The 26,609-nt window shown below is 52.2% G+C and carries 29 protein-coding genes; 8 read left to right on the top strand and 21 right to left on the bottom strand.

The features are described 5' to 3' along the window. Positions 1-21: 21 nt before the first annotated feature. The 5 genes from ACO0LL_RS06395 to pabB form a co-directional block, all read right to left on the bottom strand. A complete protein-coding gene (locus ACO0LL_RS06395; RefSeq protein WP_422950053.1) occupies positions 22-825 on the bottom strand; it encodes an ABC transporter ATP-binding protein in 804 nt (267 codons plus the stop codon). Then, positions 825-2,666: an ABC transporter permease subunit gene (locus tag ACO0LL_RS06390; protein ID WP_422950052.1), complete on the bottom strand. Its 1,842-nt coding sequence runs from the start codon at positions 2,664-2,666 to the stop codon at positions 825-827. Before ACO0LL_RS06390 ends, ACO0LL_RS06395 begins: the two co-directional genes overlap by 1 nt. Further along, the gene (locus ACO0LL_RS06385; RefSeq protein ID WP_422950051.1) at positions 2,666-3,715 is read right to left on the bottom strand and encodes a branched-chain amino acid ABC transporter permease; all 1,050 of its coding nucleotides are present in this window, start codon (positions 3,713-3,715) and stop codon (positions 2,666-2,668) included. Before ACO0LL_RS06385 ends, ACO0LL_RS06390 begins: the two co-directional genes overlap by 1 nt. Before the next feature lie 99 nt (positions 3,716-3,814). Further along, positions 3,815-4,978, bottom strand: a complete 1,164-nt coding sequence (locus tag ACO0LL_RS06380; RefSeq protein ID WP_422950050.1) for an ABC transporter substrate-binding protein — start codon at positions 4,976-4,978, stop codon at positions 3,815-3,817. A 247-nt stretch (positions 4,979-5,225) separates the two neighbouring features. Continuing rightward, positions 5,226-7,106, bottom strand: coding sequence for an aminodeoxychorismate synthase component I (gene pabB / locus ACO0LL_RS06375; RefSeq protein ID WP_422950049.1), 1,881 nt, complete (start codon positions 7,104-7,106; stop codon positions 5,226-5,228). A 226-nt stretch (positions 7,107-7,332) separates the two neighbouring features. Between pabB and ACO0LL_RS06370 the strand changes: the two genes are divergently transcribed. Continuing rightward, positions 7,333-8,616 (top strand): diguanylate cyclase domain-containing protein, encoded by a 1,284-nt coding sequence (locus ACO0LL_RS06370; protein WP_422950048.1) that lies wholly within the window; start codon positions 7,333-7,335, stop codon positions 8,614-8,616. A gap of 25 nt (positions 8,617-8,641) precedes the next feature. Here the strand turns inward: ACO0LL_RS06370 and ACO0LL_RS06365 are convergent, their stop codons facing one another. The 5 genes from ACO0LL_RS06365 to argB form a co-directional block, all read right to left on the bottom strand. Further along, entirely contained in the window at positions 8,642-9,085 is a 444-nt protein-coding gene (locus ACO0LL_RS06365) for a DUF962 domain-containing protein (RefSeq protein ID WP_422950047.1), read from the bottom strand. A gap of 40 nt (positions 9,086-9,125) precedes the next feature. Then, entirely contained in the window at positions 9,126-9,899 is a 774-nt protein-coding gene (locus tag ACO0LL_RS06360; protein WP_422950046.1) for a helix-turn-helix transcriptional regulator, read from the bottom strand. 82 nt (positions 9,900-9,981) lie between these two features. Next, positions 9,982-10,557, bottom strand: coding sequence for a nucleoid occlusion factor SlmA (slmA, locus tag ACO0LL_RS06355; RefSeq protein ID WP_422950045.1), 576 nt, complete (start codon positions 10,555-10,557; stop codon positions 9,982-9,984). A gap of 121 nt (positions 10,558-10,678) precedes the next feature. Beyond that, a complete protein-coding gene (locus tag ACO0LL_RS06350; RefSeq protein WP_422950044.1) occupies positions 10,679-11,377 on the bottom strand; it encodes a pyrimidine 5'-nucleotidase in 699 nt (232 codons plus the stop codon). A 33-nt stretch (positions 11,378-11,410) separates the two neighbouring features. After that, a complete protein-coding gene (gene argB / locus ACO0LL_RS06345; protein ID WP_422950043.1) occupies positions 11,411-12,343 on the bottom strand; it encodes an acetylglutamate kinase in 933 nt (310 codons plus the stop codon). 100 nt (positions 12,344-12,443) lie between these two features. Here argB and ACO0LL_RS06340 point away from each other — a divergent pair, with 100 nt between their 5' ends. The 5 genes from ACO0LL_RS06340 (at position 12,444) to ACO0LL_RS06320 (ending at position 14,698) form a co-directional block, all read left to right on the top strand. Further along, a complete protein-coding gene (locus tag ACO0LL_RS06340) occupies positions 12,444-13,028 on the top strand; it encodes a sigma-70 family RNA polymerase sigma factor (RefSeq protein ID WP_162043763.1) in 585 nt (194 codons plus the stop codon). Further along, positions 13,025-13,255, top strand: a complete 231-nt coding sequence (locus ACO0LL_RS06335; RefSeq protein WP_422950042.1) for a zf-HC2 domain-containing protein — start codon at positions 13,025-13,027, stop codon at positions 13,253-13,255. Before ACO0LL_RS06340 ends, ACO0LL_RS06335 begins: the two co-directional genes overlap by 4 nt. Further along, positions 13,252-13,476 carry a cysteine-rich CWC family protein gene (locus ACO0LL_RS06330; RefSeq protein WP_422950041.1) on the top strand — a complete coding sequence of 75 codons (225 nt, stop codon included), beginning with the start codon at positions 13,252-13,254 and terminating at the stop codon, positions 13,474-13,476. Before ACO0LL_RS06335 ends, ACO0LL_RS06330 begins: the two co-directional genes overlap by 4 nt. A gap of 76 nt (positions 13,477-13,552) precedes the next feature. Further along, the gene (gene folE, locus ACO0LL_RS06325; protein ID WP_422950040.1) at positions 13,553-14,260 is read left to right on the top strand and encodes a GTP cyclohydrolase I; all 708 of its coding nucleotides are present in this window, start codon (positions 13,553-13,555) and stop codon (positions 14,258-14,260) included. A 12-nt stretch (positions 14,261-14,272) separates the two neighbouring features. Beyond that, complete coding sequence (locus ACO0LL_RS06320; protein WP_422950039.1) at positions 14,273-14,698, top strand: BLUF domain-containing protein; 426 nt, start codon at positions 14,273-14,275, stop codon at positions 14,696-14,698. A gap of 23 nt (positions 14,699-14,721) precedes the next feature. Here ACO0LL_RS06320 and ACO0LL_RS06315 read toward each other — a convergent pair whose 3' ends face one another. The 5 genes from ACO0LL_RS06315 to ACO0LL_RS06295 all read right to left on the bottom strand — a co-directional run bounded on the left by ACO0LL_RS06315 (position 14,722) and on the right by ACO0LL_RS06295 (position 17,802). Beyond that, positions 14,722-15,231 (bottom strand): DinB family protein, encoded by a 510-nt coding sequence (locus ACO0LL_RS06315; protein ID WP_422950038.1) that lies wholly within the window; start codon positions 15,229-15,231, stop codon positions 14,722-14,724. A 49-nt stretch (positions 15,232-15,280) separates the two neighbouring features. Continuing rightward, positions 15,281-15,877 (bottom strand): LemA family protein, encoded by a 597-nt coding sequence (locus tag ACO0LL_RS06310; protein ID WP_422950037.1) that lies wholly within the window; start codon positions 15,875-15,877, stop codon positions 15,281-15,283. A 52-nt stretch (positions 15,878-15,929) separates the two neighbouring features. Next, the gene (locus ACO0LL_RS06305; RefSeq protein ID WP_422950036.1) at positions 15,930-16,583 is read right to left on the bottom strand and encodes a BON domain-containing protein; all 654 of its coding nucleotides are present in this window, start codon (positions 16,581-16,583) and stop codon (positions 15,930-15,932) included. Further along, positions 16,576-17,172 carry a phosphoheptose isomerase gene (locus tag ACO0LL_RS06300; protein ID WP_162043771.1) on the bottom strand — a complete coding sequence of 199 codons (597 nt, stop codon included), beginning with the start codon at positions 17,170-17,172 and terminating at the stop codon, positions 16,576-16,578. Before ACO0LL_RS06300 ends, ACO0LL_RS06305 begins: the two co-directional genes overlap by 8 nt. A gap of 231 nt (positions 17,173-17,403) precedes the next feature. After that, positions 17,404-17,802: a YraN family protein gene (locus tag ACO0LL_RS06295; protein WP_422950035.1), complete on the bottom strand. Its 399-nt coding sequence runs from the start codon at positions 17,800-17,802 to the stop codon at positions 17,404-17,406. A gap of 59 nt (positions 17,803-17,861) precedes the next feature. On the opposite strand from ACO0LL_RS06295, the gene rsmI reads away from it, so the two are divergent. After that, positions 17,862-18,776 (top strand): 16S rRNA (cytidine(1402)-2'-O)-methyltransferase, encoded by a 915-nt coding sequence (gene rsmI / locus ACO0LL_RS06290; protein WP_422950034.1) that lies wholly within the window; start codon positions 17,862-17,864, stop codon positions 18,774-18,776. 23 nt (positions 18,777-18,799) lie between these two features. On the opposite strand, the gene ACO0LL_RS06285 is transcribed toward rsmI, so the two are convergent. From ACO0LL_RS06285 to ACO0LL_RS06260, 6 genes are all read right to left on the bottom strand, one after another. Next, complete coding sequence (locus ACO0LL_RS06285; protein WP_422950033.1) at positions 18,800-19,969, bottom strand: septal ring lytic transglycosylase RlpA family protein; 1,170 nt, start codon at positions 19,967-19,969, stop codon at positions 18,800-18,802. After that, positions 19,966-21,078: a rod shape-determining protein RodA gene (gene rodA, locus ACO0LL_RS06280; protein ID WP_422950032.1), complete on the bottom strand. Its 1,113-nt coding sequence runs from the start codon at positions 21,076-21,078 to the stop codon at positions 19,966-19,968. The genes ACO0LL_RS06285 and rodA overlap by 4 nt, the downstream gene beginning before the upstream one ends. 2 nt (positions 21,079-21,080) lie before the next feature. Further along, positions 21,081-23,084 carry a penicillin-binding protein 2 gene (gene mrdA, locus ACO0LL_RS06275; protein WP_422950031.1) on the bottom strand — a complete coding sequence of 668 codons (2,004 nt, stop codon included), beginning with the start codon at positions 23,082-23,084 and terminating at the stop codon, positions 21,081-21,083. A gap of 114 nt (positions 23,085-23,198) precedes the next feature. Continuing rightward, complete coding sequence (gene mreD / locus ACO0LL_RS06270; protein WP_162061164.1) at positions 23,199-23,717, bottom strand: rod shape-determining protein MreD; 519 nt, start codon at positions 23,715-23,717, stop codon at positions 23,199-23,201. Continuing rightward, positions 23,714-24,790 (bottom strand): rod shape-determining protein MreC, encoded by a 1,077-nt coding sequence (gene mreC / locus ACO0LL_RS06265; protein ID WP_422950030.1) that lies wholly within the window; start codon positions 24,788-24,790, stop codon positions 23,714-23,716. Before mreC ends, mreD begins: the two co-directional genes overlap by 4 nt. A gap of 180 nt (positions 24,791-24,970) precedes the next feature. Then, a complete protein-coding gene (locus tag ACO0LL_RS06260; protein ID WP_162061166.1) occupies positions 24,971-26,014 on the bottom strand; it encodes a rod shape-determining protein in 1,044 nt (347 codons plus the stop codon). A gap of 279 nt (positions 26,015-26,293) precedes the next feature. Here ACO0LL_RS06260 and gatC point away from each other — a divergent pair, with 279 nt between their 5' ends. Continuing rightward, positions 26,294-26,602, top strand: coding sequence for an Asp-tRNA(Asn)/Glu-tRNA(Gln) amidotransferase subunit GatC (gene gatC, locus ACO0LL_RS06255; RefSeq protein WP_422950029.1), 309 nt, complete (start codon positions 26,294-26,296; stop codon positions 26,600-26,602). The last annotated feature ends 7 nt before the right edge of the window (positions 26,603-26,609 follow it).

Below are 26,609 nucleotides of genomic sequence, written 5' to 3'. Positions count from 1 at the left end.
GCAAAGTCTAGCACGGCCAGCTCAATGATTCTTTTTGGCCAGACCCAGGTAGGTATCGATTACGCGCTGGTCATTGGCCAATTCTGCGGCATCACCTTCGAGCGCAATCTGCCCGGTTTCCAGTACATAGGCATAGTCGGCCACCTGCAAGGCGGCGCGAGCGTTTTGTTCTACCAGTAAAATCGCGACGCCGGTTTGCTTGAGACGCTGGATGATGTGAAAAATCTCCTTGACGATCAGCGGCGCGAGGCCCAGGCTGGGCTCATCGAGCATCAGCAATTGCGGCTTGGCCATAAGGGCGCGGCCTACGGCCAGCATCTGGCGTTCACCGCCTGACAATGTACCCGCTTCCTGGGTGCGTCTTTCTTTGAGGCGGGGGAAAAGATCGAAGACAACATCGAGCTGGTCAGCATAATTTTTCTCACCGGCCTGGTAGCGGCGGTAACTGCCGAGCAAAAGATTGTCTTCGACCTTCATGCTAGCGAACAGCTCGCGTTTTTCTGGCACCAGTGACATGCCCTGAGCAACGCGGTTTTCTATGCTGACACTGGCGAGGTTTTTATCAGCCAATAATATCTGACCGCGCATGCTGCCACTGGCAGGCAGGGCACCGGCGATGGCATTGAGCATCGTCGATTTTCCCGCACCATTCGGGCCGATGACGGTAACGATTTGCCCGACGCCGACACGTATATTGGCAGGCTGTAAAGCCTCGACCTTGCCATAGAATACTTGCAGGTCCTTGGTTTGCAATAAGGCCGGTTCAGACAAGGAAGTCGTCGCCAGGATGACTGGCGTGGTGTCTGCAGAATTTGTAGTCGTCATCAATCTATCCCACCCAGATAAGCTTCCAGCACAGCCGGATGTTGTTGTACGTCATGCGGCAAGCCTTCGGCAATCTTGGTGCCGAATTCCATGACCACCAGTTGATCTGTCAGGTTCATGACGAAATCCATGTCATGCTCGACCAGCAAGATACTCATGCCTTCGGCACGCAGTTTGCGCAAGAGCTCCGCCAGTTCTTGTTTTTCCTTATAACGCAAACCGGCGGCTGGCTCATCGAGTAACAGCAAACTAGGATCGCAGCACAGCGCCCTGGCGATTTCCAGTATGCGTTGCTGGCCCAGCGCCAGGCTGCCTGCCTCTTCATTGATCAAATGTGCCAAGCCTACCCGTTCCAACTGCCTTTTTGCCTCGGCCAGCAGGGAATTTTCTACCTTGCTGTCACGGCGCAAGATGCTGGCGATGACTTCCATGACATCACCACCCTTGGCACGCAAATGCGCACCTATCGCGACGTTTTCGAGTACCGTCATGCTGGCCAGCAAACGTACATGCTGGAAGCTACGGCCTATACCCAGCTTGACGATTTCACGAGAAGGCAGGTTGGCGATATCCTGCAATTTGCCATCCCGGTAAAAACGCACGGCACCGCTGGTCAAGGGCAAGACACCGGTGACCAGGTTGAACATCGTCGATTTGCCTGCACCATTCGGACCTATCAGGCCGACGATCTGGCCTGCGCTGACGGTAAACTGCATGTCATTGACGGCAACCAAGCCACCGAATTGCTTGCGCGCCTTGTCAATTTCGAGGATGACGGTGTCGACTGCCGGTTTGGCACGTACTGGCAATATTGCAGCATCTGCAGCGACCTGTATGCCCTTATCTTCTGGCAACCATTTGGCAAACAGGCGCTTGCTCCAGCTGGCTAAGTAAGGCCAGACACCATCACGCGCGCGTTGCAGCAGCAAGACCAGCAAGACACCAAACACGATGACTTCAAAATTGCCATTCGCGCCCAGCAATGCGGGCAAGATGCTTTGCAATTTGTCTTTCAGCAGTGTCAGCAGGGCTGATCCCAACAAGGCTCCCCACACATGGCCTGCACCGCCAACCACGGCCATGAACAGGTATTCAATACCGGCATTCAAGCCAAATGGAGTGGGATTAACGGCGCGTTGCAAGTGCGCATACAGCCAGCCGGAAACACTCGCCAGCATGGCAGCGATAACGAAGATGATGACCTTCATGCGCGCAGTATTGACACCCATGGCTTCTGCCATGACGCCACCACCTTTGAGCGCGCGTATGGCCCGGCCAGGACGTGATTGCAGCAGGTTTTGTACCGCAACTATCGCCAGCAACAATATCACCCAGATCAGGCCAAACATGCTGCGGCCGCTATCTAGTTTTAAGCCAGCGATTTCTATCGGCGGTATGCCGTTGAGGCCATCATATTTGCCTAGGAATTCCAGGTTACCAAACAGGAAGAACAGCGACAGGCCCCAAGCGATAGTCCCCAGTGGCAGATAGTGGCCGGACAGGCGCATGGTAATCAGGCCTATCGCCAGTGCCGCCACCATGGTCAGCACCAGGCCAGCCAGCAAACCCAGCCACGGTGAATAACCGAGGGCCGTACTCAGATAAGCTGTGGAGTAAGCACCGAGGCCAACAAAAGCTGCCTGACCAAAAGAGGTCATGCCACCTACCCCGGTCAGCAAGACCAGGCCCAGCGCGACGATCGCATACAGGCCTATGTAGTTGGCAAGAGTGATCCAGAATTCAGGTACCGGCACCAGGGGGAATAGCAAGACCAGCGCAAGCAATATCCATTTACCGTGTTTGATACCCTTATTGATACCGTTATTGATGAGTGCTTTCATTATTCTTCATCCTCATCAGTGTGTTTGCTGGAGAGTGAACGCCACAGCAAGACCGGGATAATCAGGGTAAATACGATAACCTCCTTATAGGCACTGGCCCAGAAAGATGAATACGATTCCAGTAAACCCACCAGCAGAGCACCCGCGGCGGCCACCGGATAAGACACCAGGCCACCGACGATGGCACCGACGAAACCTTTGAGGCCGATCAAAAAGCCGCCGTCGTAATACACCGTAGTCATCGGTGCGATCAACACGCCGCACAATGCACCCATGGCCGCGGCAAGAGTAAATGCCAGACGACCCGCCTGCGTGGTACCTATGCCAACCAGTTGCGCACCGAGGCGATTAACGGCAGTAGCACGCAAGGCCTTGCCAGACAGGCTGCGCTCAAAATAGAAATACAGCGCAGCGATCAACAGGGCAGAGACAGCAATCACTACCAGACTCTGGCCAGATATCTGCATGGCACCGAGTTCAAAGCGGGCATCACTGAAAGCGGTCGTGCGTGAACCTTCAGCACCGAACATCACCAGACCCATGCCAGTCAACGCAAAGTGCACACCAACAGAAACGATGAGCAAGACCAGAGTGCTGGCTTCTGCAAGCGGTTGGTAAGCCAGCCGGTAAATCATGGGCCCCATGGGCACGACTATCGCCAGCGCCAATAAGACTTGGGCAAACAGCGGCCATTCCTGCGCGTTGACATTGCGTGCCAGCAGCCACACAGCCAGTGGAAACAGCAACAGCTTGCCGGCAGATAAAGCCAGGGCCTTGGCATTCACAGCTTGCTTGCTGCGCAGCTGCGCATAAATTTCCTTGCCCAGGCATAGCAAGCCAAAAGCGAGTAACAGGCTGGCAGAATGCGGGAACTTGCCCGACTGTATGGCAGCCAGACTGAGCGCACCAAAGGCGACGAATTCACCTTGCGGTATGAAAATAATCCGTGTGACGGAAAACACCAGCACCAGCGCCAATGCCAACAAGGCATAAATGGCGCCACTGGTAATACCATCCTGGGCGAGGATGGCGGCAATTGAAAAATCCATGTAAACCTGACTTTCTTGCTTACTAGTTCAAGCATGGCCCCATTACTTTGGGCCGAACAAAAAGGGAGCCGCAGCTCCCTTGATTACTTCATCAATACATCAGTTAGCCTGACCTATGAGTTTCCATTTGCCATTGACGATTTGCACCATGACGCGGGAACGCTGGTCAAAACCCAGATGGTCAGTGTCCGTCATATTGACGATGCCATGTGAGACTGGCAAGTTAACCGTATTTTCCAGCGCGGTACGCAAGGCAGCACGGAATTCCTTGCTACCTGGCTGGGCTTTTTTCAAAGCGACAGTCGCGGCAGATTCCAGCAACAGACCGGCATCCCAGGCATGACCACCAAAGGTGGAGACAGAACCTGCGCCATATTCTTTTTCATACGCTTTAACATAGCGCATGGCAGATTTTTTGACTGGATTATCATTGGACAATTGTTCAGCCACCAGCAGTGGGCCTGCTGGCAACCAGGTGCCTTCACAATCCTTGCCGCAGACACGCAGGAAGTCATTATTGGCGACGCCGTGGGTCTGGTAAATCTTGCCCTTGTAGCCGCGTTCTTTCAAGGTCTTTTGTGGCAGCGCTGCTGGCGTACCGGCACCGGCAATTAAGACTGCATCAGGATTGGTCGCCAGGATTTTGAGGATCTGGCCTGTGACTGAAGTATCACTGCGGGCAAAGCGCTCATTGGCAACCACTTTGAGCTTGCGCAATTCAGCGATCTTGGAAAATTCTTTGTACCAGCCTTCGCCATAGGCATCGGCAAAACCAATAAATGCAACAGTCTTGACGCCAGCATCGTTCATGTGGCCGGTGATCGCCGTGGACATATGCGAATCATTTTGCGGCGTTTTGAATACCCAGTAACGCTTGGAATCAATAGGTGAAATAATCGCCGAAGATGCCGCCATCGAAATCATTGGCGTTTCATTTTCTGCTGCCACATCGACCATGGCCAGGGAATTAGGCGTGATGGTAGAACCGATGAGGATATCGACCTTATCTTCGGCTATCAGCTTGCGGGCATTCTTGACAGCGGTCGTGGTATCAGAGGCGTCATCCAGTACGATGTATTCCACCTTCTTGCCTGCGATTTCCTTGGGCAGCAGCGCAAAGGTATTTTTTTCAGGGATGCCCAGAGAAGCTGCGGGGCCGGTGGCCGACACATTGACGCCAACCTTGATCTGCGCATAAGCATTTGTTGCCAGTACCAGCGATAACATGGCAGGCAAGGCCGCCAGTAAAAACCGTTTCTTCATGGGTAGTCTCCTGTTTTGCGATTATCTGCAATATTAATCATTACCAAACAATATGAATAAGAATGCAATTTGCCGACCGCTTGGTCGGTTAATTTTTTTCCAGTGTAACCTTTCCTTCGTGCAGGCACAATATTTAAGCTGGATCAATTTTCCAGACCAAATTTGTGAGCGGAATTTATCTTTATACTTCAGATAGGCAAGTCATGTCAGCTTTCTTGCCAGCAAAACAAGTCTTGCATGCACTTAGTTAATCCATTTTAATCAAATCAACAACAAAAGCACCACGCAGGGAATTGCACAACATGATTTGCTCTGCCGCCTGCAAGTCTGACAGCGTCAGGACTTGCTCAGTCAGTTGGTAACGCCTGTCTTCCAGCAAAATCGCCCGCATGATACCGGGCAAGACACCGTCTTCGAGTGGCGGTGTCAGCCATTTGCCATTGAGTTTCAGCAAGACTGTACTGCGCCCGCCTTCGGTAAGATGCCCTTTTTCGTTAAAAAACAACATATCAAATGCGCCCTGTTGCTCGGCTGCCTGCCAGGCCTGGTCATATTGCTGGCGCAAGCTGCTCTTATGGCGCAGGAACAGATTATGGCTATCGCTGGCAGTTGTCGCCAGCATGACCTTGGGCTGCTCTGGCATGCTGCTCAGTAGCGCAGTTCGCACCTCCAGTTCGCCATCCGGCTTCAGCGCCAAACGCAACCTGTGTGGCAGGCTGGCAGGCAGGGCATCGCATGTTTGCTGCAATGCCAGCCTGATCTGCTGCTGGTTCCAGGCAAAGCCAAAATACTGTGCCGATGCCTGCAGGCGCTGCAGATGCCGTGATTGGTGACGGCAACCTTCTTCCTGCGTTGCATACATGGTTTCAAACAGCTCAAACTGGGGTGGCAGTCCGGTCAGGAAGCGTGCCTTTAAATGGCATTCTGCATATTCGTCCTGTGCCACACTGTCATACACGATGCCAGCACCTACGCCCAGCACACCACGGCGCAAGACTGGCTCTGCATTATTAACAGGGGCTTGCAGTTGCAGAGTGCGTATAGGTACAGACAAGCAAAAATCGCCCAATGCGCCTGGTTGTGCAGGTGGATCGAACCAGCCTATGGCACCGGTATACAGACCACGCGGCTCGGTCTCGAGCTCACGGATGATCTGCATGGTGCGGTGCTTGGGTGCCCCGGTAATCGAGCCACAGGGAAACAGGGCCGTCAGTATCTGTTCGAGATTCAGGTATTGCTGCAAATCGGCTTCTACAGTAGAAGTCATTTGCAGCACGCTGGAAAAGCGCTTGACCTCAAATAATTTGGGTACCCTGACCGTGCCCGTTTTGGCGATGCGCCCGAGGTCGTTACGCAGCAAATCAACGATCATGAGATTTTCTGCGCGGTTCTTGCTGTCGGCAGCAAGTTCTGCTGCCAGGCGCTGGTCTTGCTCTGCATCGCCAGTGGCCGCTGCCGTGCCTTTCATGGGGCGGGCCAGCAATTTACCCTGTTGCTGGCGTACGAATAATTCTGGTGACAGCGAAACGACAGCCTCGCCATCAGGCAGGCAGATCAGCGCGCCATAAGGCACAGGCTGGCGCTGGCGCAAGCGGCTGTAGAGTGCGGCGGGCGGGCCATAGCTGTCAAAATGCAAGCGGTAAGTGTAGTTGACCTGGTAAGTATCACCCGCAGCGATATATTCCCTGACCCTGGCTATGTCTTCTTCAAACTGGCTGGCATCGACACTGGGCTGTATACCTGCGATACCTGCGATTCCGGCAATGGTGTGCGAAGCTTCTTGCGCCTGTAAAAAAGCAGTGACTTGCTGGCTATCCAAAATATGACATTGCCGGAACAGGAGTATGCGTGACACAGCCGCTGCAGCATGTTCACTAATACCCTGCAATTGCGCACCGCTTTCATATGACAGCAATGCCAGCGCAAAACTGCCCTGTTGCAAAGCCTGCTCTGCATCACGCCACAAGTCTGGCCATTGCTGCGCAGTGCTGCATGTCAGTACGGTCTGCAGCTGATGGTAGTAGCGCGATTGTGCCTGCTCTGAATGAGCATCATCAAGCAGGGCAAAGCATTCCCCGGCCCGGGGCAGGGGAAATGGCAGGACAGGGTTGTTGGAAAAATCTGACACGCGGATTCAAGCTAACATAAAGATGTGCCGCAGTTTACCCGCAGATGCCTGCTTCTGCATAAAGCGATGCACAAAGACACCAATCAAGACAGAAGTATAGTGCCATGGCACTTTTTTATGACATGATTCTGGCACATAGGTATAGTCGCTGATATTCACTACAGCAGTACTTCCCACAGGGCAATTCGCAATATTTCTCATGCAAAACACTTACTTCAGGTTACCAATGGCAAAACGCATTTTTCGCAAGAATTTGCAGGCAATCGCGCTGGCGATGTTGGCTGCCCTGATCTTGGGGCTGGTACTATCTGCTTATCTTTTGCAAAGAAACCTGCGTTCAGAAGCCCTGTATAAGTCTGACATCCTCGCCAGCAATATGGCAGACGCGATGATCGCCAATGACATGCGGCAATTGCAAAGCCTGTTGCTGAATGCCACCAATACGCCAGACATGCAAACTGCCAATGTCTATGACAGGCATGGCCAGCCCATACTGGCCTGGAACCCTCAGGGCCAGTTGATCAAGACCAGTGGCGTAGAAGCCACGACTTTGCTACGGCGCCATACGGTGGATTTTCACCCTGGTAATTTCAACGCGATCAGCCCGGTGCTGAGCGGCACCACGGTGATAGGCCAGGTGCAGTTGCAAATCAGCACCTGGCCGCTGTACCAGCATATCCTGCTGTTCTTGCTGATTGCGGCTTTCCTGTCTGTGTTTATCACTGTACTGGCAGCTTACTGGCTGACGAATAACCAGTTACGCTCCATGCAACCCATCATGGAATTAAGCGTCATTGCTGAAAAAGTAGCAACACTGGGCGATTACAGCCTGCGCGCACCGCAAGACCCTGAGCATGAACTGGGCAGCCTCAACATGCATTTCAATCTCATGCTGGCACGGATGGAAGCCTGGGAAAACGATATGCAAAGCGAAGCCAGGGAAAGACGCGAAGCCGACAGCCGCCTGGCCATTTTGAATAATCATGACAGCCTGACCAAGCTGCCTAACCGCCATTACTTCCACAGATTGCTCAGCAATTGTCTCGAAGATGCCGTCACCAATAATGAAATAGCTGCCCTGATGTTTATCGACCTGGACCACTTCAAGGGACTTAGCGAAAGCTTTGGCTATGATGCCGGTGACCTGATCCTGGCGACCATGGCCAACCGTCTGTGCGGTGTCTTGCGCAGTACTGATACGCTATGCCGTGTTGATGGTGATGAATTTGCCGCCATCATGCCCAATGTGGGTAGCCTGGAAGTGGTAGAACAGCTGGCAGACCGGCTGGTCAAGGCCATCAACCAGCCCATGACCTTGCGCGGCCAGCAAATCTTGCTGAGCGCCAGTGTGGGAGTAGCCTGCTGCCCTCTGCACGCCAAAGAGCAGCGGCTATTTTTGCATCATGCTGATATTGCACTGAAAGCCGCCAAGGCCGCTGGCCGCAATACCTGGCGCCTGTATAGCAAAGACTTGCCCAAGACTTCTCAGGCAGTGCAACTCAGCATCTGATGCTGAGTTGATGCTAATCGGATGCTCAATACGCAATATGCAGGCGACGGTATAAAAAGCTGAGGACAAACAAAGGGCCGATCAGCAAATAACGCAGGTCATCAAAGAAAGATGGTTTCTTGCCTTCTATCTTGTGGCCGATGAACTGGCCTATCCAGGCGACCACAAAAATACCGAGTGAGATTTGCCACACCATGTGTTGTGGCAGTTGCGAGAGTATCCACAGCATCGTGCCCGACATTCCCAGCATGCCTGCGGCAAACGGCACCGAAAGTGTCGTGTAGTAAATCAGCGAGATGACAGTAACAGCAAGTGCCGCCATAGGGTGCACAGCCCAGATCAGGCCAAGGAAGGACAGCACGATCACGGGCACACAGACAAAGTGGATCAGCTCATTGGTGGGGTTCAGATGGCTTTCGCTATATTTCGCCAGCAGTTGCTCTATCTGTCTTTGGTTTGTTTGTTGCATGAGGGTCTCCCGGATATTGTTATACCCCCAGAGTAATCCATCAAATGGCATCCTGCTTGAACGCAATCGCCATCCTGTGCAACTCCGAAGGTGCTACCCCCATCATGCTGCGGAAAGTACGGCTCATGTGCGCCAGATCGGCAAAACCGGACGCATGGGCAGCCGCTGTCATATTATTGCCCTGCGCAACTGCCGCTACGGCATCCACCATGCGCGACCATAGCAGATAACGTGACAGCGACATGCCGGTTTGCTGACGGAACAAATGGGTAAAGCGACTTTCAGATAAATGTACGAGTCTGGCCAGGTTCTCACCACAACAATCTGCGCCATGGCTGGCGGCTATTGCATCCAGCGCAGTCAGGATGCGGCTATCGAGCGAGGTACTAACCTGGCTTTGCGGCAAAGCACAGGCTTGCCAGACTTGCCGTATCTGCAGGGCGGCTGCCATGTCCAGTGACTGATGACGGTTGTCGGCCAGACTGGCGGCCAGCACCTGAAATTCTGACAGGGACCCGAATGCCGCCTGCAAATCCGTCCCACCCCACTTCACGGCCTCCGGCATCTCCAGAAACAGATGCGTCAGCATGCCGCCATCGCTGTCTATCTGATGGGCATCATGCGGGGCAAAGCTGGCACTACGGGTTTCTGTCCAGTAATGATCTGCCTGCAGGCGGGCACGGAATGGCCGCTCGAGGCCATGAGTCAGTTGCAGTGCAAAATGGGTATGCAGGGACGAATCTATGCCTGGTGAAACCACCAGGGCGGCTCCGCGCCATAAAAATAAACGTCCGGGTTGCTGGGGCAGCTTCATCAATGGCAGTCGGCATCTTGTGTGAATCAAACAAGGGCTATGATGCGTCAGCTAGCGATGAAGTGCAATCAAGCCTTGATGATTAGCGCAACAGCAAAGCAATGTGCATGTTTGCCTGTTCTGTCGGCAGCAATTTGAAGCCGGTCTTGGCAAAACGCAACCAGCGGCCCATGACAAAGCTGCACAAGAGGCTGGCACGGGCCTGTGCTTCTTCTTCAGCAAAATGCCCCTGGCTGGCTGCCAGACGCAAAGACTGGCGGAAAGCCATTTCCAGTCTTTCGGCAAGTTGATTCATGCGCAATTGCAGTCGTTCATCTTCGTTCACCAGGGCGTCACCAATCAGCACGCGGGTCATGCCGGGATTGCGCTCGGCAAAATTGAGCAGCATGTTGATGATGGACTGAGCTTGCACCATGCCATCTTCCTGGCTTTCATTGATCTGGTTGATCAGGCCAAAGATGGAAGACTCGATGAATTCAATCAGCCCCTCAAACATTTGCGCCTTGCTGGCGAAATGACGGTACAGCGCGGCCTCAGACACGGCTACTTTAGCCGCCAGCGCAGCGGTCGTGACCTTTTCACCTTTGGGATGTTCAAGCATCGCCGCCAGCGTCTGGAGTATCTGTAATTTACGTTCGCCGGGTTTGGTGCTGGCCATAGGTGTCAAATAAGTGAATTCAAAAAAGGAGAGCAGGCAATTCAGCCGCGCCGGGGCGAGATTCTAAAGACCAGCCGCCCAGTACGCAATCCCCCTTCGCATTTTGCTACACTGCCTGAGCTCAGGCGCGCAGACGATGGATGTGACGGGCGAGTTGTAGGACGGATTTTACTTTGACGTCGGCACAGGCAGCAGCTCTTTTACGCTGATGGGCAGGAGTATAGCCTGTGACCCAGGCTGTGCGCAGACCTTCTTGCTTTGCAGCAAGCAAATTCTCCACACTATCTTCTACCAAAATACAGTCTCTTGCCTGTTTGCCATAAGTTGCCAGCAGCTTGCGCAGATAAGGGCGCGAAGGCTTGGGTTGCATTTGCCTATGCACGCGCATGGCCTCAACCGGGATATGCGCATCAAAATGCTTGTGCAAACCCATGTGCCTGAGTACCCGGCCTGAATACACGCGCGGTGCATTGGTCAGCAAAATCTTTTTACCTGGCAGGCGGCGCAACAGTTTTTTCAAACCGCGCTCATACCTGATCATCGCGCTGAGGTCATCAAAATGATGGACCTCTTGCAAAAACTCATCTGCCCTGACGCCATGGTGCCTGACCATGCCCAGCATGGTGACGCCATAGCGCGCATAGTATTGCTGACGGATGGCATTTACACGCCCGGCATCTGCCGGCTTGCCATCTTCCCCCAGCACACGTGCCAGGAAGGCATTCATGTTCTGGCTGATGACAGGAAAAATCGCATGTGAGGCATTGTGCAGCGTATTGTCCAGGTCAAACAGCCACAAGGGCTCAGAGCGCCTACGCATGAGGCAGGCGCTCCACCAGCTGATATGGATTCATCAATGGCTGCGTATCATGGTACCGAAGGCTTGTTCGGTCAACACTTCCAGCAACAGCGAATGTTCTATGCGGCCATCAATGATATGTACGGTATTCACACCGGACTTGGCAGCATCGAGTGCGGATGAAATTTTTGGCAACATGCCACCAGAGATAGTACCGTCGGCAAACATTTCATCAATTTCACGCGCAGACAAATCGGTCACCAGATTGCCTTGTTTATCGAGCACGCCAGGGATATTCGTCATCATGATGAGCTTTTCAGCTTTCAGGATTTCGGCAATCTTGCCTGCGACCAGATCAGCATTGATGTTGTAAGCCTGACCATCTGAGCCAAAACCGATAGGAGAAATGATAGGGATGAAAGCATCGTCCTGCAGTGCTTTGACAACCGCCGGGTTGATGGCATCAATTTCACCAACATAACCGATGTCGAGCATGGCACCCGGATTTTCACGGTCAGGCATCATCATCTTGCGGGCGCGGATCAGGCCGCCGTCTTTACCGGTCAGGCCTACTGCCTGACCACCGTAGTGGTTGATCAGCATGACGATATCTTGCTGGACTTCACCACCGAGTACCCATTCAACGACTTCCATGGTTTCTTCATCGGTGATGCGCATACCCTGGATAAAGGTACCCTGCTTGCCCATTTTCTTGAGCGCATTATCAATTTGCGGGCCACCACCATGCACCACGACCGGGTTCATGCCTACCAGTTTGAGCAAAATGACATCACGGGCAAAGCCGTGCTTCAGGCGTTCTTCTGTCATGGCATTGCCACCGTATTTGACAACGATGGTTTTGCCATGGAATTTACGGATATAAGGCAGGGCTTCCGCCAGAATTTCCGCCTTGATGGCTGGTTCCACACCTGCCAACCGGTCTTCCGGTGCAAGTTCTTCTGTCGTGTTTGCGTTCAAATCGCTCATAATGACGGTATATCCTGAAGGTATGATAGTGGGTTATTTCATCAAGCCTGAATTTTACAGGATTTGCAGCGAAAGCTTTTCCAATTCAGTCACCAGACTTATGACATCGATTACAGATTTACATCAACAACTGGAAAACCTGCGCCCCGGCCTGTATCGCTTTGCACAATTGCAACTGCGCAATGAGTGTGCGGCAGAAGATGCCGTGCAGGAGACCTTGCTGGCCGTACTCGAAAAACCGGATAGCTTTGCCGGTAATTCTTCGCTACGCACCTATGTGACAGGCATTTTGAAATTCAAGATCATCGACCACCTGCGCTCGCTGAAAAAAGAAAAGCCGCTGGAAATCAAGGATGATGAATCTGAAGACGATTTGATAGACAGTTTATTTAATGCCAACGGCCACGTGATAGGTATGCCGACCGCCTGGGGTGCGCCTGAAGCAACATTGCAACAAAAAGATTTTTTCCGTGTGCTGGAAGTCTGCCTTGAAAACCTGCCTGCCAAAACTGCACGCGTTTTCATGATGCGCGAATGGCTGGAACTGGAAACCGAAGAAATTTGTAAGGAATTGGAACTGAGCACGTCTAATCTATGGGTGGTGCTCTATCGTGCGCGATTACGCTTGCGTGAATGCCTGGACCTGAACTGGTTTGGCAGGGTGTCATCAGGAGAAAAAATATGAGTGTCTTTATTGTTTGCAAACAAGCACATCAGCTTATTTCTGAGGGTTTGGACCGCCCGCTCAGTCTGTCTGAGCGCAGCCAGTTAAAAATGCATCTGGCGATTTGCCGCGCCTGTACCGGCTTTAATGGACAAATGTCCTTCTTGCGCAAGGCAATGAAACAGACTGCCAGCGAAGGCTTGCCCACAGAAACTGATCATACTGGTGGCACAGGTAGTGCAACATGAGCGTTTGCCCACGTTGCCAGACGGTGTTTACCTGCGCGATGGCCGACAATACCGGCCAGGCATGCTGGTGCACCGCCCTGCCACCGATTGCATTTAAAAAATTACCTGACGGTGAGTTGAAGATGGATGCCAGTTGCTTTTGTCCGCATTGCCTGCCACAGTGGAAGGCAGAACGTGAAGCAGAATACCAGCTTGACAACAGTCCGCAGCCCGCTGCTTAGCTAACAGGCTGGTCAGGCCAGCAACGCCAATTTGACAATTAAGTTACCATAGGCTTTTTATATCCCGGTTTTCAGCATGTCCAACGATACGCCCTTAGCATATAAAGCTGTCAATATCCCCGTCTCGCAGCGCATACGTGAACGCATCACGGCCAGCAAGACGCGTTTTCACGCGAATGACAATATCGCCCGTTTCATTGAAGCAGGCGAGATGGAGGAATTGCAGGCAGAAGTTGAAGAAAAACTGCGTGCCGTACTGGAAAGCCTGGTAATAGATACCGAGAGTGACCATAACACCCAGGATACTGGCCGCCGCGTCGCCAAGATGTTCATACAGGAAGTCTTCAAGGGCCGTTATGTCCCTATGCCTCCAGTCACCGAATTTCCGAATGCCTCGCATTTGAATGAATTGATGATCATCGGCCCTATCACGGTACGTAGCGCCTGCTCACATCATCTGTGCCCGATTATTGGCAAGGTGTGGATAGGTGTCATGCCGAATGAACATTCGAATCTGATCGGCCTGTCGAAATATGCGCGCATTGCTGAATGGGTCATGAGCCGTCCGCAGATACAGGAAGAAGCGGTGGTACAACTGGCCGATACCCTGCAAGAAAAAATGCAGCCAGATGGCCTGGCAGTGGTCATGGAAGCAGACCATTTTTGCATGCATTGGCGTGGTGTCAAAGACATGGAGACCGCCATGATCAATAGTGTGATGCACGGTTCCTTTTTGAAGGATGCGAATCTGCGCCGTGAATTTTTATCCCTGATCAAACGCTAACCAGGACTTGCCATGCTAGTACGCTTACTTTACGCCAGCCGTGTCGTGGATGAAAAAATGTGCGATATCGTGCAATCCATCGTCAGCCAGTCTCGCCAGCATAACCCGCAACACGGCATCACCGGCGTACTTTGCCACAGCGATCAGGTCTTCATGCAGGTGCTGGAGGGTGGCCGCGAAGCGGTTAATACCCTGTACAGCCACATCCTGCGGGATGCCCGCCATACTGACGTGATCCTGCTTGATTATGAAGAAATTCTGGAACGCCGTTATGCAGGCTGGACCATGGGACAGGCAAATATGAGCAAGATCAATCCTTCGATTTTGCTGAAATATTCGCCCTTGCCGGTACTGGACCCGCACCGCATGTCAGGCAAGATATTGCTGGCCCTGATCGATGAACTGATGGCGACTGCGTCTATCGTTGGACGAACCTGATTCAGGTGTGCCCCCGCTCCGGTTTATAACTGGTGCAGGCGCCGCTCAGGTTCATGCCTGTGCAAAAATTTGGTCAGGGAATCAGGGGGAGAACCGATGCCCATGTCTTCCAGAATCTGCCCCACGCAACCACGGTGATAACCGCCGTGGGTAATCACATGCAGCAACATCTCTTCGCATGACATGGTGCCCTTGTCGCCGTCAGTAAAGCTAAATTGCAGGCGCTGTTTCAGACGCTCGGTGCTGAGGCCGGATACAAAGTCGAGGTACCAGTTATCAGTCGCACTGACGATCTCGCGCAATGCAGATAAATCCGGTATTTTTTCGGAATTTGTCGATGTAAAACCAGCAGCCCCCGTTCCACTCAAATGCCCTTTGAAAATCCTGTCCACGACGTTGACATGATCGAGCGTATGCAGCATGGCCTGGAATTGATCGGGGTACCGCTGGGCATCAAATCTGGCAAGGGCAGCATGCATCTCTGCATTGGCCCAGGCCTTGTAACTGAAGAGTGAAACCAGAATACTATCCATAGTCGCGGATCTCCTTTGTTACTAATCACTAGTTACTAGTCACTAGTTACTACGCTGATGCAACCGCAAGCTGTGCTACCAGGCCGCCATCGGATTCTGCCACCTGCATTAATTCTGCTGCATGAAAACCGAAGATATTCGCAATGGCAGGGCCGGGGAAATGCTCCATGCTCTGGTTATATTGCACCACGCAATCGTTGTAAGCCTGACGGGCGAAGATGAGCTTGTTTTCAGCATCATTCAATTCCGTGGTCAGCCTTTGCATGTTTTCATTGGCTTGCAAATCGGGACAGGCTTCGGCAATCGCGAACATTCTGCCTAATGTCACGGTCAGTCTGTCTTCCGTCGTGGCCAGATGCAGTATCGCAATGCCAAGCAGGGGATGGATGCAAGCCATGGCATTGGCAGACACAGCCTCATTGAGCGCGGTGATGATGGCCTCAAGCGCTTCGCGCTCATGCTTCATATAGCCTTTGGCAATCTCCACCAGATTGGGTATCAGTTCATAGCGGCGCTTGAACTGTATATCCATTTGTGAAAATGCATATTTGATGCGTCTGCGAGAATTCAGCAGACGTTTTTGTATGCCCAGCACCCAGAATGCCAGTATTGCGAAGATGACCGCCAACACGATCATTGCAATCATGATGTCTCCAGAAAAAACAAAACCGGCCAAATATCAAGCCGGTCATGCTGGTTTAATTGTCGTTGGGAGGATTTTTATTTGGTGTGGTCTGGTAAGTCTTCAATTCTTCTTCAGTAATATATTCAAATACCTTGACGACCTTGCGCACACCACTGATGCTGCTGGCCAGATCAGCAGCATGGTTGCCTTCACGCTGGGTGACACGTCCCATCAAAAAGACGACACCGGCTTCGGTCACGACTTTGAAGGCATTCGCAGACACTTCCTTGGCATCGACAAAGGTCGCCTTGACCTTGGTCGTCAGCAGGGTGTCATTTGAACGTGATGTGTAATTGGAGACTGGCCCTATGATCAATTCATTGGTGACGGTAGTTACGCCTTCAACGGCACGCATTTCGCGCTCGGCGGCTGATTTGGCATTTTCATCGATCACTTCACCAGTCAAGAGGACGCGGCGGTTAAATGCATTGACATTCACATGGCCATTCTTATCCAGCAAACGGGAGATACGGGTTTCGCCTTTGATGACGATGGCCTTGTCCTCGGTTTGCGCACCAAAGGTACGGCGGTCAGTTGCTGCAAAAGTACCTACTACAGCACTGCCTACGACCATTTCCACGCAGCCTTGCAGACTCAAGGCCGCAGCACAGCTCAAACTTATGACTGCAGCAGATTTGCCCAGCTTGCTCAAGGATTTCTTAATCATCAGCATCACCTCCGAATAATGCGGCATCAATGCCGTCACACAAACAATGTATGGTTAATAAATGCACTTCCTGTATGCGCGCGGTCCTGTCATGCGGTACGCAGATATGGACATCGGCCTCAGTCAGGATATTCGTAATTTCTCCGCCGCCCTTGCCGGTCAGCGCCACGACGCGCATATCCCGCTCAAGTGCGGCGTTGATGGCATTCACCACGCTCAGCGAATTGCCTGAAGTGGATAAGGCCAGCAAGATATCGCCAGACTGCCCAAACGCCTGTACCTGCTTGGAAAATACTTCATTAAAACTATAGTCATTGGCGACTGCAGTCAAAATCGACGTATCTGTCGTCAGTGCCATGGCCGGTAAAGGCAGGCGCTCACGCTCAAAGCGCCCTACCAACTCGGCGGCAAAGTGCTGACAGTCAGCGGCAGAACCGCCGTTTCCGCAGGCGAGTATCTTGTTACCATTAGACAGCGCCGAGAACATGAGTTCCACCGCTTCTGAAATAGGCTGGGCCAGCTCTGTGCCAGCCCGCATCTTTAATTCTGCACTTTCCTGGAAGTGCGCCAATATGCGTTGATTTGTCATAATGCTTACTTAGTCTGATTGCGTCAGATTATACGGCAGGCTGAGCATTAGTGGACCGTAACAGTGAAAGCAGAGTGCCTGTCACGTGCGCGCCGACCAAGGCTGCGTTGCAAATACTCGCGATAGTCCGACTATCGCTGCGCATGCTTCTGCCCTTGCCTTGCCCTGGCCGCCGGGCACGCGCCCTTCACTTCAGCTTTCACTATTCCAGTCCACTAGCCTGTCATTTCCTCAAGCGACGATAATATTCTTTAGCCAGTTGATCTGCTCACCATCTATGGCCACCAGATCAAAACGACAAGCGGGTTGGGTCTTTTTTGTTAACAAATAGACTTGCGCAGCATGCACCATGCGCCTTTGTTTGGCTGGTGTGACGCTAGCAATGGCACCGCCAAATTGCATGGAACTGCGTTTCCTGACTTCGACAAAGACCAGCACAGCACCATCCTGCATGATAAGGTCGATTTCGCCACCTTTGCATAAAAAGTTCTGTTGTATCAGTTTCAAGCCAGCTTTTTGCAAATACAGCAGTGCCAGGCTTTCTGCCTCGTCGCCGGTACGGCGGCGACTGGTGCGCTGGTCAGCTCCCGATTTGCTATCTGGCGTTTCTGCAGTCTTTGCGAGTCTCATTGGCGTACAATCTCGGCTAATTCATTTGCTTAATTTGCATACTATATAAAGGAACAGGCATGAGCACCACCGATAAGGCACTGTTCACGAGTGCGACTGTGATCGAGGCAGTCACGCGGCAAAATTATCCCGCAGCGACCTTATATGTAGTCGCTACTCCTATTGGTAATGTCGCCGATATCTCCCTGCGCGCCCTGCACCTGCTGTCGCTGGCAGATGCGATTGCCTGCGAAGATACCCGCAATACTGCACAATTGCTATCACGCTATGGTATCAGCAAACCCCTGATCGCAGCTCACCAGCATAATGAGCGCGAAGTGGCAGAAAAAATACTGGCCCGCTTGCAGGCAGGCGAACGCATCGCACTGGTGTCTGACGCTGGTACACCCGGTGTGTCAGACCCCGGTGCCAAGATCGTTGATGCCGTCAAACTGGCCGGCTTGCCGGTCACACCCTTGCCAGGCGCATCTGCCGCCATTAGCGCCCTGTCAGCCAGCGGCCTGATACATGACCGTTTTTATTTTGTCGGCTTCCTGCCAGCCAAGGCCGGACAGCGCGACAGTATCTTGCGGGAAGTGCAAGCCATACCCGCCAGCCTGATTTTTTATGAAGCGCCGCACCGTATCATCGAAGCGGTAGCCGCCATGCGAGCAGTATTTGGTGACGCACGCCGCATCGTGCTGGCGCGTGAAGTCAGCAAACTGTTTGAAGAAATCCACCGCTGTAGCCTGGCTGAAGCAGAGAGCTGGCTGGCGGCTGACAGCCACAGGGAAAAAGGCGAATACGTGATACTCATCGAAGCTGCACCGGCTGCCGCCGATGATCAGGAACTGGAAGCGCGCCGGGTCTTGCAGATATTGCTGGAAGAATGCTCAGTCAAGCAGGCTGCCAGTCTGGCAGCACAACTGACCGGGCAAAAGAAAAATGCCCTGTACCAGATGGCGCTGGAGATGAAACAGGCAGACGAAGAATAAATCCTGGGGACTGCAACAATTCACTAGCGCTGCACGATCAGAGGTTTGCCCACACCAAGATCACTGGCCTGAACAATTGCTGCTGTTGCTTCGCTACGGTTGGCAAATGGCCCACTGACGAGACGATACAGACTACCTTGTTGCACGATATCAAAGCCAGGCAGCTTGCTGCTTGCGCGTCCCTTGAGATGGTTCATGATGGCCTCAGCATTCGCGCGTATCGCGTAAGCGCCGAATTGTATGTAGTAGCCAGGAGTTGCCGACGCTGTGGTATTGCCTGCTGAATTAGCTGATGTATTGGCTGTGCCGGTAGCAGCTAAGGGCGGAGTAAATTTTTCTACTGGCTTGCTGTCCTGGGATGCCAGCAATTCTTCCATGCTCATGGTCGCGACGGGATTGGTCCGCACAACAGGCAATTCCCGGGCAGGTACTGGCGTGGTGACCGCGATGGCTGTGTCCTGCCTTGCGACTTGCACAGGCTGAGTAACCTGGGCAGATTGCGATGGTTGATTTTTGCGGTTCTCAGCCATTCTCTCTATGTCAGCGGGCAACAAACGCTCAACTTCAATCTGGCTGCTGCCCTTGCCTATGACATCAAGCTTCAGAGCTGCGGTGTAAGACAGGTCAATAATGCGGCTGGCATGAAAGGGCCCGCGGTCATTGATGCGGACGATGATCTGCTTGCCGTTGCTGACATTCGTGACCCGCGCATAAGAAGGTATAGGCAGGATGGGATGGGCTGCAGTGATCTTGTACATGTCATACAGCTCACCGGACGAAGTTTTTTGCCCGTGGAATTTTTTGCCATACCAACTGCCAACACCACGCTGCACAAATGGTGTGGTGCTGTCTGCTATCGGGGTATAGGTTTTGCCAAACACCACATAGGGCTTGTTACCTGAGCGGGAATAATTCTCCAGTGTAGGGATGGGATCAACCGTGTTTTCCAGACCTTCAGGTATGTTGTCGCCGGGGCCGTCATCCTTGTAATAGGCGCCTTTGCCAGAATTTGCCTTGGGCAAGGCTGCTGTCTGAAACGGACTGGATTTTGTGCCGCTGGCAGGACGGGGGTTATCAGCAGTAACGACGTTATTCTTCGGTGCACTGCCGCATGCAGCCAGTAATACTGCGCTGGCTGCCAGCAATGGCAGGTGGCCATAACGGGCGCGCATGACAGACATGCGCAATGTCATGTCTGCACCAGTTTTCGGTTACGCTGTACGCTCATCATTATCCCTAATCCCATACCCAGCGTCACCAGTGCAGTGCCGCCGTAACTCATGAAAGGCAAAGGCACCCCAACGACGGGGACTATGCCTATGACCATGCCCATATTCACGAAGGCATAGGTAAAGAATATCATAGTCACGGCACCAGCCATCAAACGCGAGAATAGCGTGGGCGCATTGGCAGCAATCACCAGACAGCGCAGTATCAATAAAAAGTACAGGGTAACCAGTATCACATTACCGACAAAACCAAATTCTTCAGAGAATACGGCAAAGATAAAATCGGTCGTATGTTCGGGAATGAATTCCAGATGGGCCTGCGTCCCTTTCATATAACCCTTGCCATGCAAGCCACCGGAACCAACCGCAATGGTCGATTGTATGATGTGGAAGCCCTTGCCCAGGGGATCACGGTTAGGGTCCAGCATGGTCAGTACCCGGTCGCGCTGGTAGTCATGCAACATGTATGGCCAGACTACGGTAGGGATAATGATAGCCGCCGCCGTAATCAGTGAGATCAGAAACTTCCAAGATAAGCCAGCCAGGAAAACCACAGTAAAACCGGCCGCAGTAACCAGCATGGCGGTACCCAGATCCGGCTGCTTGGCGATCAGTGCGGCGGGTATGCCAAGAATCACAGCACCAATCACAAAATCACGCCAGCGCAAGGCACCTTCGCGCTTCTGGAAGTACCAGGCCAGCATGAGCGGGGTGGCAATTTTCATCATCTCTGATGGTTGCATGTCTATACCCACATGCAGCCAGCGACGTGAGCCTTTTTTGACCAGGCCAAACAGGGCGACCGCAATCAGCAAAGCCACCCCAAAGGTGTAAATCGGTATGGCAAAGCGCATCAGCGTCTGCGGCGGGATATTCGCCATGACCCACATGATGAAAAGAGACACCATGATATTCCTGACCTGGCCTTCAACACGCCCGGGAAAATCCATGCCCGCAGAATACAGGGTCATGATGCCTATCGACATGATCATGAACACCAGTATCGCCAGGGTCGCATCAAAGACAAAGATGTGCGAGCGGATGAAATGCCAGTTAAAACTATTCTTTTGCATTTTCAATCCTTATTGCCTGTAGTTTCGCCACCGGGTTTAGGACCCGGATCAGGCTCAGCCGGTGTCTTGACTTCAGCGTCTGAACGGTACAAGGCCATGTCGCTTTGCGGCTTGGGTTGTGGTGGTACCTGGTCCTTGCTACCCTTGTCTTGCGGACGCTTGCCCAGCAAATAATAGTCAAGTGCCTTGCGCACGATGGGCGCAGCCGCCTCGGCACCAAAGCCGCCGTTCTCTACAATAATGGCGATCGCTATTTTAGGACGGTCAGCCGGGGCAAACGCAGTATACAGCGAGTGATCAAGATGGCGCGCAGCCATGTTCTTGGCATTATATTTTTCGCCTTTTTTAATACCCACCACCTGAGCTGTACCTGTCTTGCCACCAGAAACATATTCAGTTCCCTGGAACACCCTGGCAGAAGTACCCTCTTTGGTGACGCCGACCATGGCATTTTTGATGAAATCGATATTTTCCTGTTTAAGGGGAATGCGGGCCGTCTCTTTGGGAACGGTCAACACCCTTTGCCGGGTTTGCGGGTCTTCTGTCATCTTGACCAGATGTGGTTTCATGATGATGCCGTTATTTGCCAGCGTCGCCATGGCATGCGCCATCTGCAAAGGAGTGAAAGTATTTTGTCCCTGACCAATCCCCAGAGAAATGGTGTCACCCAGTACCCAGCGCTGCTGTGCCGGTTTTTTCTTGAAGGCTTCGCGCTTCCAGGCAGTCGAAGGTAACAAGCCGGATCGTTCATGCTCCAGGTCGATGCCGGTGATTTGGCCAAAACCAAAAGGTTTCATGAAATCATGCATGACATCTACCGTCAGGTCATTGGCCAGCATGTAGTAATACGTATCGCAGGACTGCACGATGGAACGGTACATATCGACCATGCCATGTCCGCCTGCTTTATCGTCCTTGAAAGTATGATTACCAAAAGTAAAATAGCCAGGATCAGCAATTGCCTGCGAGGTGGTGCGCTTGCCCAGCTCCAGTGCGGCCAATGCCATGAAAGGCTTGTAGGTGGAGCCTGGTGGATACGCACCTGTCAATGGCCGGTTCAGCAAGGGCTTGTCTTCAGACGTATTGAGTTCATTCCAGCTTTGCTGGTCTATGCCCTCGACAAACAGGTTAGGATCATAGGTAGGTTTGGACACAAAAGCCAGCACGTCACCCGTCTCAGGCTCGATGGCGACCAGCGCACCACGCCTGTCGCCAAAAGCTTCTTCTATGACTTTTTGCAGTTCTATATCGACTGACAAAATCAGGTTCTTGCCTGAGGTCGGTGGGGTACGGGACAACACACGCACAGCCCTGCCACCTGCTGCGACTTCCACTTCTTCAAAACCTGTGCTGCCGTGCAAGATTTTTTCGTAGCTTTTTTCCAGACCTTCCTTGCCTATGTAGTCGGTGCCATTGTAGTTGGCAGCATCGTCCATTTCATCAATGATCTCGGCATCCTTGGGGCTGATGCGGCCTATGTAGCCAATCACATGAGAAGCTGAATCGCCTTGTGGATATTGACGGAACAGGCGGGCCTGGATATCGACACCAGGAAAACGGAAACGCTGGGCCGTGAATCTGGCGACCTCATCGTCCGTAAGCCGGGTACGGATAGGCAGGCTTTCAAAACTTTTTGAGTCTTCCAGCAATTTGCGAAAACGCTTGCGGTGCTTGGGCTGTATATCCACCAATACCGCCAGCTCATCAATCAGGACATCCATGTCCTTGCTGATTTTTGAGGGCGTGATTTCCAGCGTATAGGCAGAATAATTACGTGCCAGGATGACGCCATTCCGGTCCGTGATCAAGCCACGGTTGGGAACGACGGGGACGATGTCTATGCGGTTTTCATCTGCCAGCAAAGCATAATCATTATGCTTGATGATTTGCAGCCAGACAAAGCGCGTAATCAGTGCGGCAAAACACAGAAATACGAATACACCGATGAAAATCAGGCGCATGCGGAAATAATGCAGTTCGCGTTCCGTATTTTTAAGTTCTGTCATATTGAAAAAAGTGAAGCAGGTGGCGCAGATGAAACAAATGAAGCAGATGAAGCAGACTAATCAGGTCAAACAACAGACAACAGACAACAGTCAGCAATCAGAAATACAGCAAACTCAGATAGGACGGGTATGGTCTTTATCTTTGGCGCGTCTTTGAGGTGCCAGCAAGAGCAAAGTTGCAAACGGCCACAATACAGTCGTCACCAGGCTGACGGTAAAATAAGCCCAACCCGGAAAATGCGCATCTGGTGCCACCAGCATGCGTACGGCAAGCTGCACCAGCTGTGCAAACAAAAACAGGGGAAACACATGCAGGGTTTGCGTCAGTGGATGAAACCACAGCACGCGCCTGTGTATCATGATGGCAAAATACGATAACAGGGTATAAGCCAGCGCGTTTTCACCCATGTAGATGGAGTCATGCACATCCATCAGCAGCCCCATGGCAAACGCCACACCTATGCCGACCTTGCGCGGCTGATGTATGGTCCAGAAAACCAATACCAGGGCAACAAAATCAGGTACGCCTATCCAGCCACCCCATGGCAAGAAATTGAGGAAGAAAGCGACAGCGAAACTGATGGCAATAAATAGCGGATTGACCGGCAATAATATGTAGTGAGGGCTATTCATGTTTTGGGCTCCTTTGCAGTGGCAGGTGCATCCTTGGCTTCTGCGTCTTTAGGTGGCGCATCTTTGCCTGTCGCATCTTTGGCTGGAGTTTCTTTCACAGCACCGTCCTTGACCGGCAAATCTTTCATGGGCTGATCGACAGGCTTGGTATCAGATGTAGGTGCTGCCGCATCACGGGTTACCTTGCGATTGATTTTTTCTTTCTTGGCGCGCACGTCCTCGGTATCCGGACGCGACAAATTATCTGCAGATACCAGCAAGACCAGTAACTGCTTGTTGCGGTCTATGCCCGCAGTCGGCACGCACAAGATGCTTTCAAAGGTGGTATTGGCCTTGTTTTCTACCTGTACTACCTTGGCAACCGCCAGACCTGGGGGATAGATACCGTCGATGCCTGAAGTCACCAGTTGATCGCCGTTCTGGATATCGGCATTGGTGGTCAGGCGCATGTCCAGGTAGCTGGATTGGCCGCGGCCATAGGCCACGCTGCGCAAGCCATTACGCAGGATTTGCACGGGGATGGCCTGGTTTTTATCGGTCAGCAAGGTTACTTCTGCCGTCAGCGGGAATACCCGAGTCACCTGGCCGACCACACCCTTGTCATCAATCACTGGCTGGGACAAGGTCAGGCCATGCTTGATGCCACGGTCTATGATGACCTTGCGGCTGGCAGGGTCACGGGCATCGTAGATGATCTCTGCCATGACAGACTTGACTTGCAGACGTTCACGCGCGTCCAGCAGTTTGCGCAGATGGGTGTTTTCTGCCATCAAGTGCCCGGTCTGCTGCAGGGTATCGGCATTCTGGGTTTGCTGGTGCTTCAGTTGCGTGTTTTCTTTTTCCAGTGTCGTGACCGACACAAAATAATCAGAAGCACGCTTGACGGTATCACGTGGCATGACGGCGACCATTTGCACCGGATACAGTACGCTGCCGAGGATTTGCCTGACCAGAGTCAGAGACTTCAGACGGGAATCAACAACTAATAGAAAAATCGCCAGGACGGCAAAGAAAACCACCCTCACGCGCGCAGAGGCGCCTTGCTTGAAGAGTGGTGGCGGGCTGTAATCCATACTTTACCGGTGTTTCTCAGTGAACAGCGCAACAAGCATATAAATTGCAATCAAATCAGCTGTACATCCTGCGCATCAGTAGCCAGGAAAATGCAGCTTCATCAAATACGGGAAGTACAGCCAACATCGGTGCTGACAGTCTTCCCACGATGGTCCGGTACTTAGTCTTATTTAGTCTTATTATTCGTAAGAGAAAATCGAACCCAGCTTATCCATGCGCTCCAGCGCCATGCCAGAACCACGGACTACGCAAGTCAGCGGGTCTTCTGCAACGATGACTGGCAAACCGGTTTCTTCCATCAGCAAACGGTCGAGGTCACGCAGGAGTGCGCCACCACCGGTCAGCATCATGCCTTTTTCAGCAATATCGGCACCCAGCTCTGGCGGTGTTTGTTCCAGCGCGTTTTTAACGGCAGAAACGATGTTGTTCAGCGGATCTGTCAGCGCTTCCAGAATTTCATTACTGGAGATCGTGAAGGAACGTGGAATGCCTTCGGACAGATTACGTCCCTTGACTTCCATTTCCTTAACTTCAGAACCCGGGAAAGCAGAACCGATGGCTTTTTTGATGGCTTCAGCAGTCTGTTCACCGATCAGCATGCCGTAGTTGCGGCGGATGTAGTTGACAATCGCTTCATCAAACTTGTCACCACCGACGCGGACCGAACCCTTATAGACCATGCCGCCGAGGGAAATGATACCGACTTCTGTCGTACCACCACCGATATCAACCACCATCGAACCAGTTGCCTCAGACACTGGCAAACCAGCACCTATCGCCGCAGCCATCGGTTCTTCAATCAAATACACTTGAGAAGCACCGGCGCCCAAAGCAGACTCACGGATCGCACGGCGTTCTACCTGGGTAGAACCGCAAGGGACGCAAATGATGATACGTGGAGATGGTTTGAAGAACTTGGTGTCATGCACCATGCGGATGAATTGCTTGAGCATTTGCTCGGTGACGGTAAAGTCGGCAATCACACCATCTTTCATCGGGCGGATGGCTTCAATATTACCTGGTACCTTGCCCAGCATCTGCTTGGCTTCTTTACCAACTGCCTGTATTGTTTTCTTGCCGTTAGGGCCGCCTTCTTGACGGATCGCTACTACGGATGGTTCATCAAGTACGATACCCTGTCCACGTACATAAATCAGCGTATTGGCTGTTCCCAGATCGATCGCCAGATCATTTGAAAAATAACTACGTAAAAAACCAAACATGTATATTGTCCTGTATTTAACTGATTGTGGGCTCAACCCGCTCTGCCGGGCTGTGCTACCGAATTTTTAACCCTGACTGATTCCAGTAAAAACTGAGCAGCCATCTCGCAATCCAAGCATGTTAGGGGATTTAGCAAGCCATTTAGGGCATTAACCCGCCATTCTACCTTATAATCTGTTTAAATTTATTCGATACCAACACCTAAATTATGCTTTTGGTGGTATGTCGAATTATGTATTTTTTGACACTCTTTTCGCGCAAAAATGCGCTCCTGAACTATGTCACTGACAATTAAAGATGTAGAAAGAATTGCCAAATTGGCAAATATACAGACCTCCCCTGAAGAAGCGACTGCTACGCTGGAGAAACTGAACGGTATTTTCTCGCTGGTCGAGCAATTAAGAGCAGTCGATACCACGGGTGTGGCGCCTCTGAGCCACCCTATCGCCGCCCTGCTGCCAGAAATGGCTTTGCGCCTGCGCGAAGACGTGGTTACTGAAAGCAATCATCGCGAAGATTATCAAAAGCCAGCGCCAGCGACACAAGATGGCCTTTACCTCGTACCTCAGGTTATTGAGACTGAATAAGTCATAT

This window comes from Undibacterium sp. TC4M20W (genome assembly GCF_049340245.1).
Classification (GTDB): Bacteria; Pseudomonadota; Gammaproteobacteria; order Burkholderiales; family Burkholderiaceae_D; genus Undibacterium.
The sequence above is the reverse complement of the archived record's forward strand: the minus strand, read 5'-3'. Positions and strand labels throughout refer to the sequence as shown.

What these genes read in the sequence shown, in the direction of transcription:
- ACO0LL_RS06395 (WP_422950053.1), bottom strand. Translation starts at nt 825, where the DNA reads ATGACGACTACAAATTCTGCAGACACCACGCCAGTCATCCTGGCGACG.
- ACO0LL_RS06390 (WP_422950052.1), bottom strand. Translation starts at nt 2,666, where the DNA reads ATGAAAGCACTCATCAATAACGGTATCAATAAGGGTATCAAACACGGT.
- ACO0LL_RS06385 (WP_422950051.1), bottom strand. Translation starts at nt 3,715, where the DNA reads ATGGATTTTTCAATTGCCGCCATCCTCGCCCAGGATGGTATTACCAGT.
- ACO0LL_RS06380 (WP_422950050.1), bottom strand. Translation starts at nt 4,978, where the DNA reads ATGAAGAAACGGTTTTTACTGGCGGCCTTGCCTGCCATGTTATCGCTG.
- ACO0LL_RS06370 (WP_422950048.1), top strand. Translation starts at nt 7,333, where the DNA reads ATGGCAAAACGCATTTTTCGCAAGAATTTGCAGGCAATCGCGCTGGCG.
- ACO0LL_RS06365 (WP_422950047.1), bottom strand. Translation starts at nt 9,085, where the DNA reads ATGCAACAAACAAACCAAAGACAGATAGAGCAACTGCTGGCGAAATAT.
- ACO0LL_RS06360 (WP_422950046.1), bottom strand. Translation starts at nt 9,899, where the DNA reads ATGAAGCTGCCCCAGCAACCCGGACGTTTATTTTTATGGCGCGGAGCC.
- slmA (WP_422950045.1), bottom strand. Translation starts at nt 10,557, where the DNA reads ATGGCCAGCACCAAACCCGGCGAACGTAAATTACAGATACTCCAGACG.
- ACO0LL_RS06350 (WP_422950044.1), bottom strand. Translation starts at nt 11,377, where the DNA reads ATGCGTAGGCGCTCTGAGCCCTTGTGGCTGTTTGACCTGGACAATACG.
- argB (WP_422950043.1), bottom strand. Translation starts at nt 12,343, where the DNA reads ATGAGCGATTTGAACGCAAACACGACAGAAGAACTTGCACCGGAAGAC.
- ACO0LL_RS06340 (WP_162043763.1), top strand. Translation starts at nt 12,444, where the DNA reads ATGACATCGATTACAGATTTACATCAACAACTGGAAAACCTGCGCCCC.
- ACO0LL_RS06335 (WP_422950042.1), top strand. Translation starts at nt 13,025, where the DNA reads ATGAGTGTCTTTATTGTTTGCAAACAAGCACATCAGCTTATTTCTGAG.
- ACO0LL_RS06330 (WP_422950041.1), top strand. Translation starts at nt 13,252, where the DNA reads ATGAGCGTTTGCCCACGTTGCCAGACGGTGTTTACCTGCGCGATGGCC.
- folE (WP_422950040.1), top strand. Translation starts at nt 13,553, where the DNA reads ATGTCCAACGATACGCCCTTAGCATATAAAGCTGTCAATATCCCCGTC.
- ACO0LL_RS06320 (WP_422950039.1), top strand. Translation starts at nt 14,273, where the DNA reads ATGCTAGTACGCTTACTTTACGCCAGCCGTGTCGTGGATGAAAAAATG.
- ACO0LL_RS06315 (WP_422950038.1), bottom strand. Translation starts at nt 15,231, where the DNA reads ATGGATAGTATTCTGGTTTCACTCTTCAGTTACAAGGCCTGGGCCAAT.
- ACO0LL_RS06310 (WP_422950037.1), bottom strand. Translation starts at nt 15,877, where the DNA reads ATGATTGCAATGATCGTGTTGGCGGTCATCTTCGCAATACTGGCATTC.
- ACO0LL_RS06305 (WP_422950036.1), bottom strand. Translation starts at nt 16,583, where the DNA reads ATGATTAAGAAATCCTTGAGCAAGCTGGGCAAATCTGCTGCAGTCATA.
- ACO0LL_RS06300 (WP_162043771.1), bottom strand. Translation starts at nt 17,172, where the DNA reads ATGACAAATCAACGCATATTGGCGCACTTCCAGGAAAGTGCAGAATTA.
- ACO0LL_RS06295 (WP_422950035.1), bottom strand. Translation starts at nt 17,802, where the DNA reads ATGAGACTCGCAAAGACTGCAGAAACGCCAGATAGCAAATCGGGAGCT.
- rsmI (WP_422950034.1), top strand. Translation starts at nt 17,862, where the DNA reads ATGAGCACCACCGATAAGGCACTGTTCACGAGTGCGACTGTGATCGAG.
- ACO0LL_RS06285 (WP_422950033.1), bottom strand. Translation starts at nt 19,969, where the DNA reads ATGACATTGCGCATGTCTGTCATGCGCGCCCGTTATGGCCACCTGCCA.
- rodA (WP_422950032.1), bottom strand. Translation starts at nt 21,078, where the DNA reads ATGCAAAAGAATAGTTTTAACTGGCATTTCATCCGCTCGCACATCTTT.
- mrdA (WP_422950031.1), bottom strand. Translation starts at nt 23,084, where the DNA reads ATGACAGAACTTAAAAATACGGAACGCGAACTGCATTATTTCCGCATG.
- mreD (WP_162061164.1), bottom strand. Translation starts at nt 23,717, where the DNA reads ATGAATAGCCCTCACTACATATTATTGCCGGTCAATCCGCTATTTATT.
- mreC (WP_422950030.1), bottom strand. Translation starts at nt 24,790, where the DNA reads ATGGATTACAGCCCGCCACCACTCTTCAAGCAAGGCGCCTCTGCGCGC.
- ACO0LL_RS06260 (WP_162061166.1), bottom strand. Translation starts at nt 26,014, where the DNA reads ATGTTTGGTTTTTTACGTAGTTATTTTTCAAATGATCTGGCGATCGAT.
- gatC (WP_422950029.1), top strand. Translation starts at nt 26,294, where the DNA reads ATGTCACTGACAATTAAAGATGTAGAAAGAATTGCCAAATTGGCAAAT.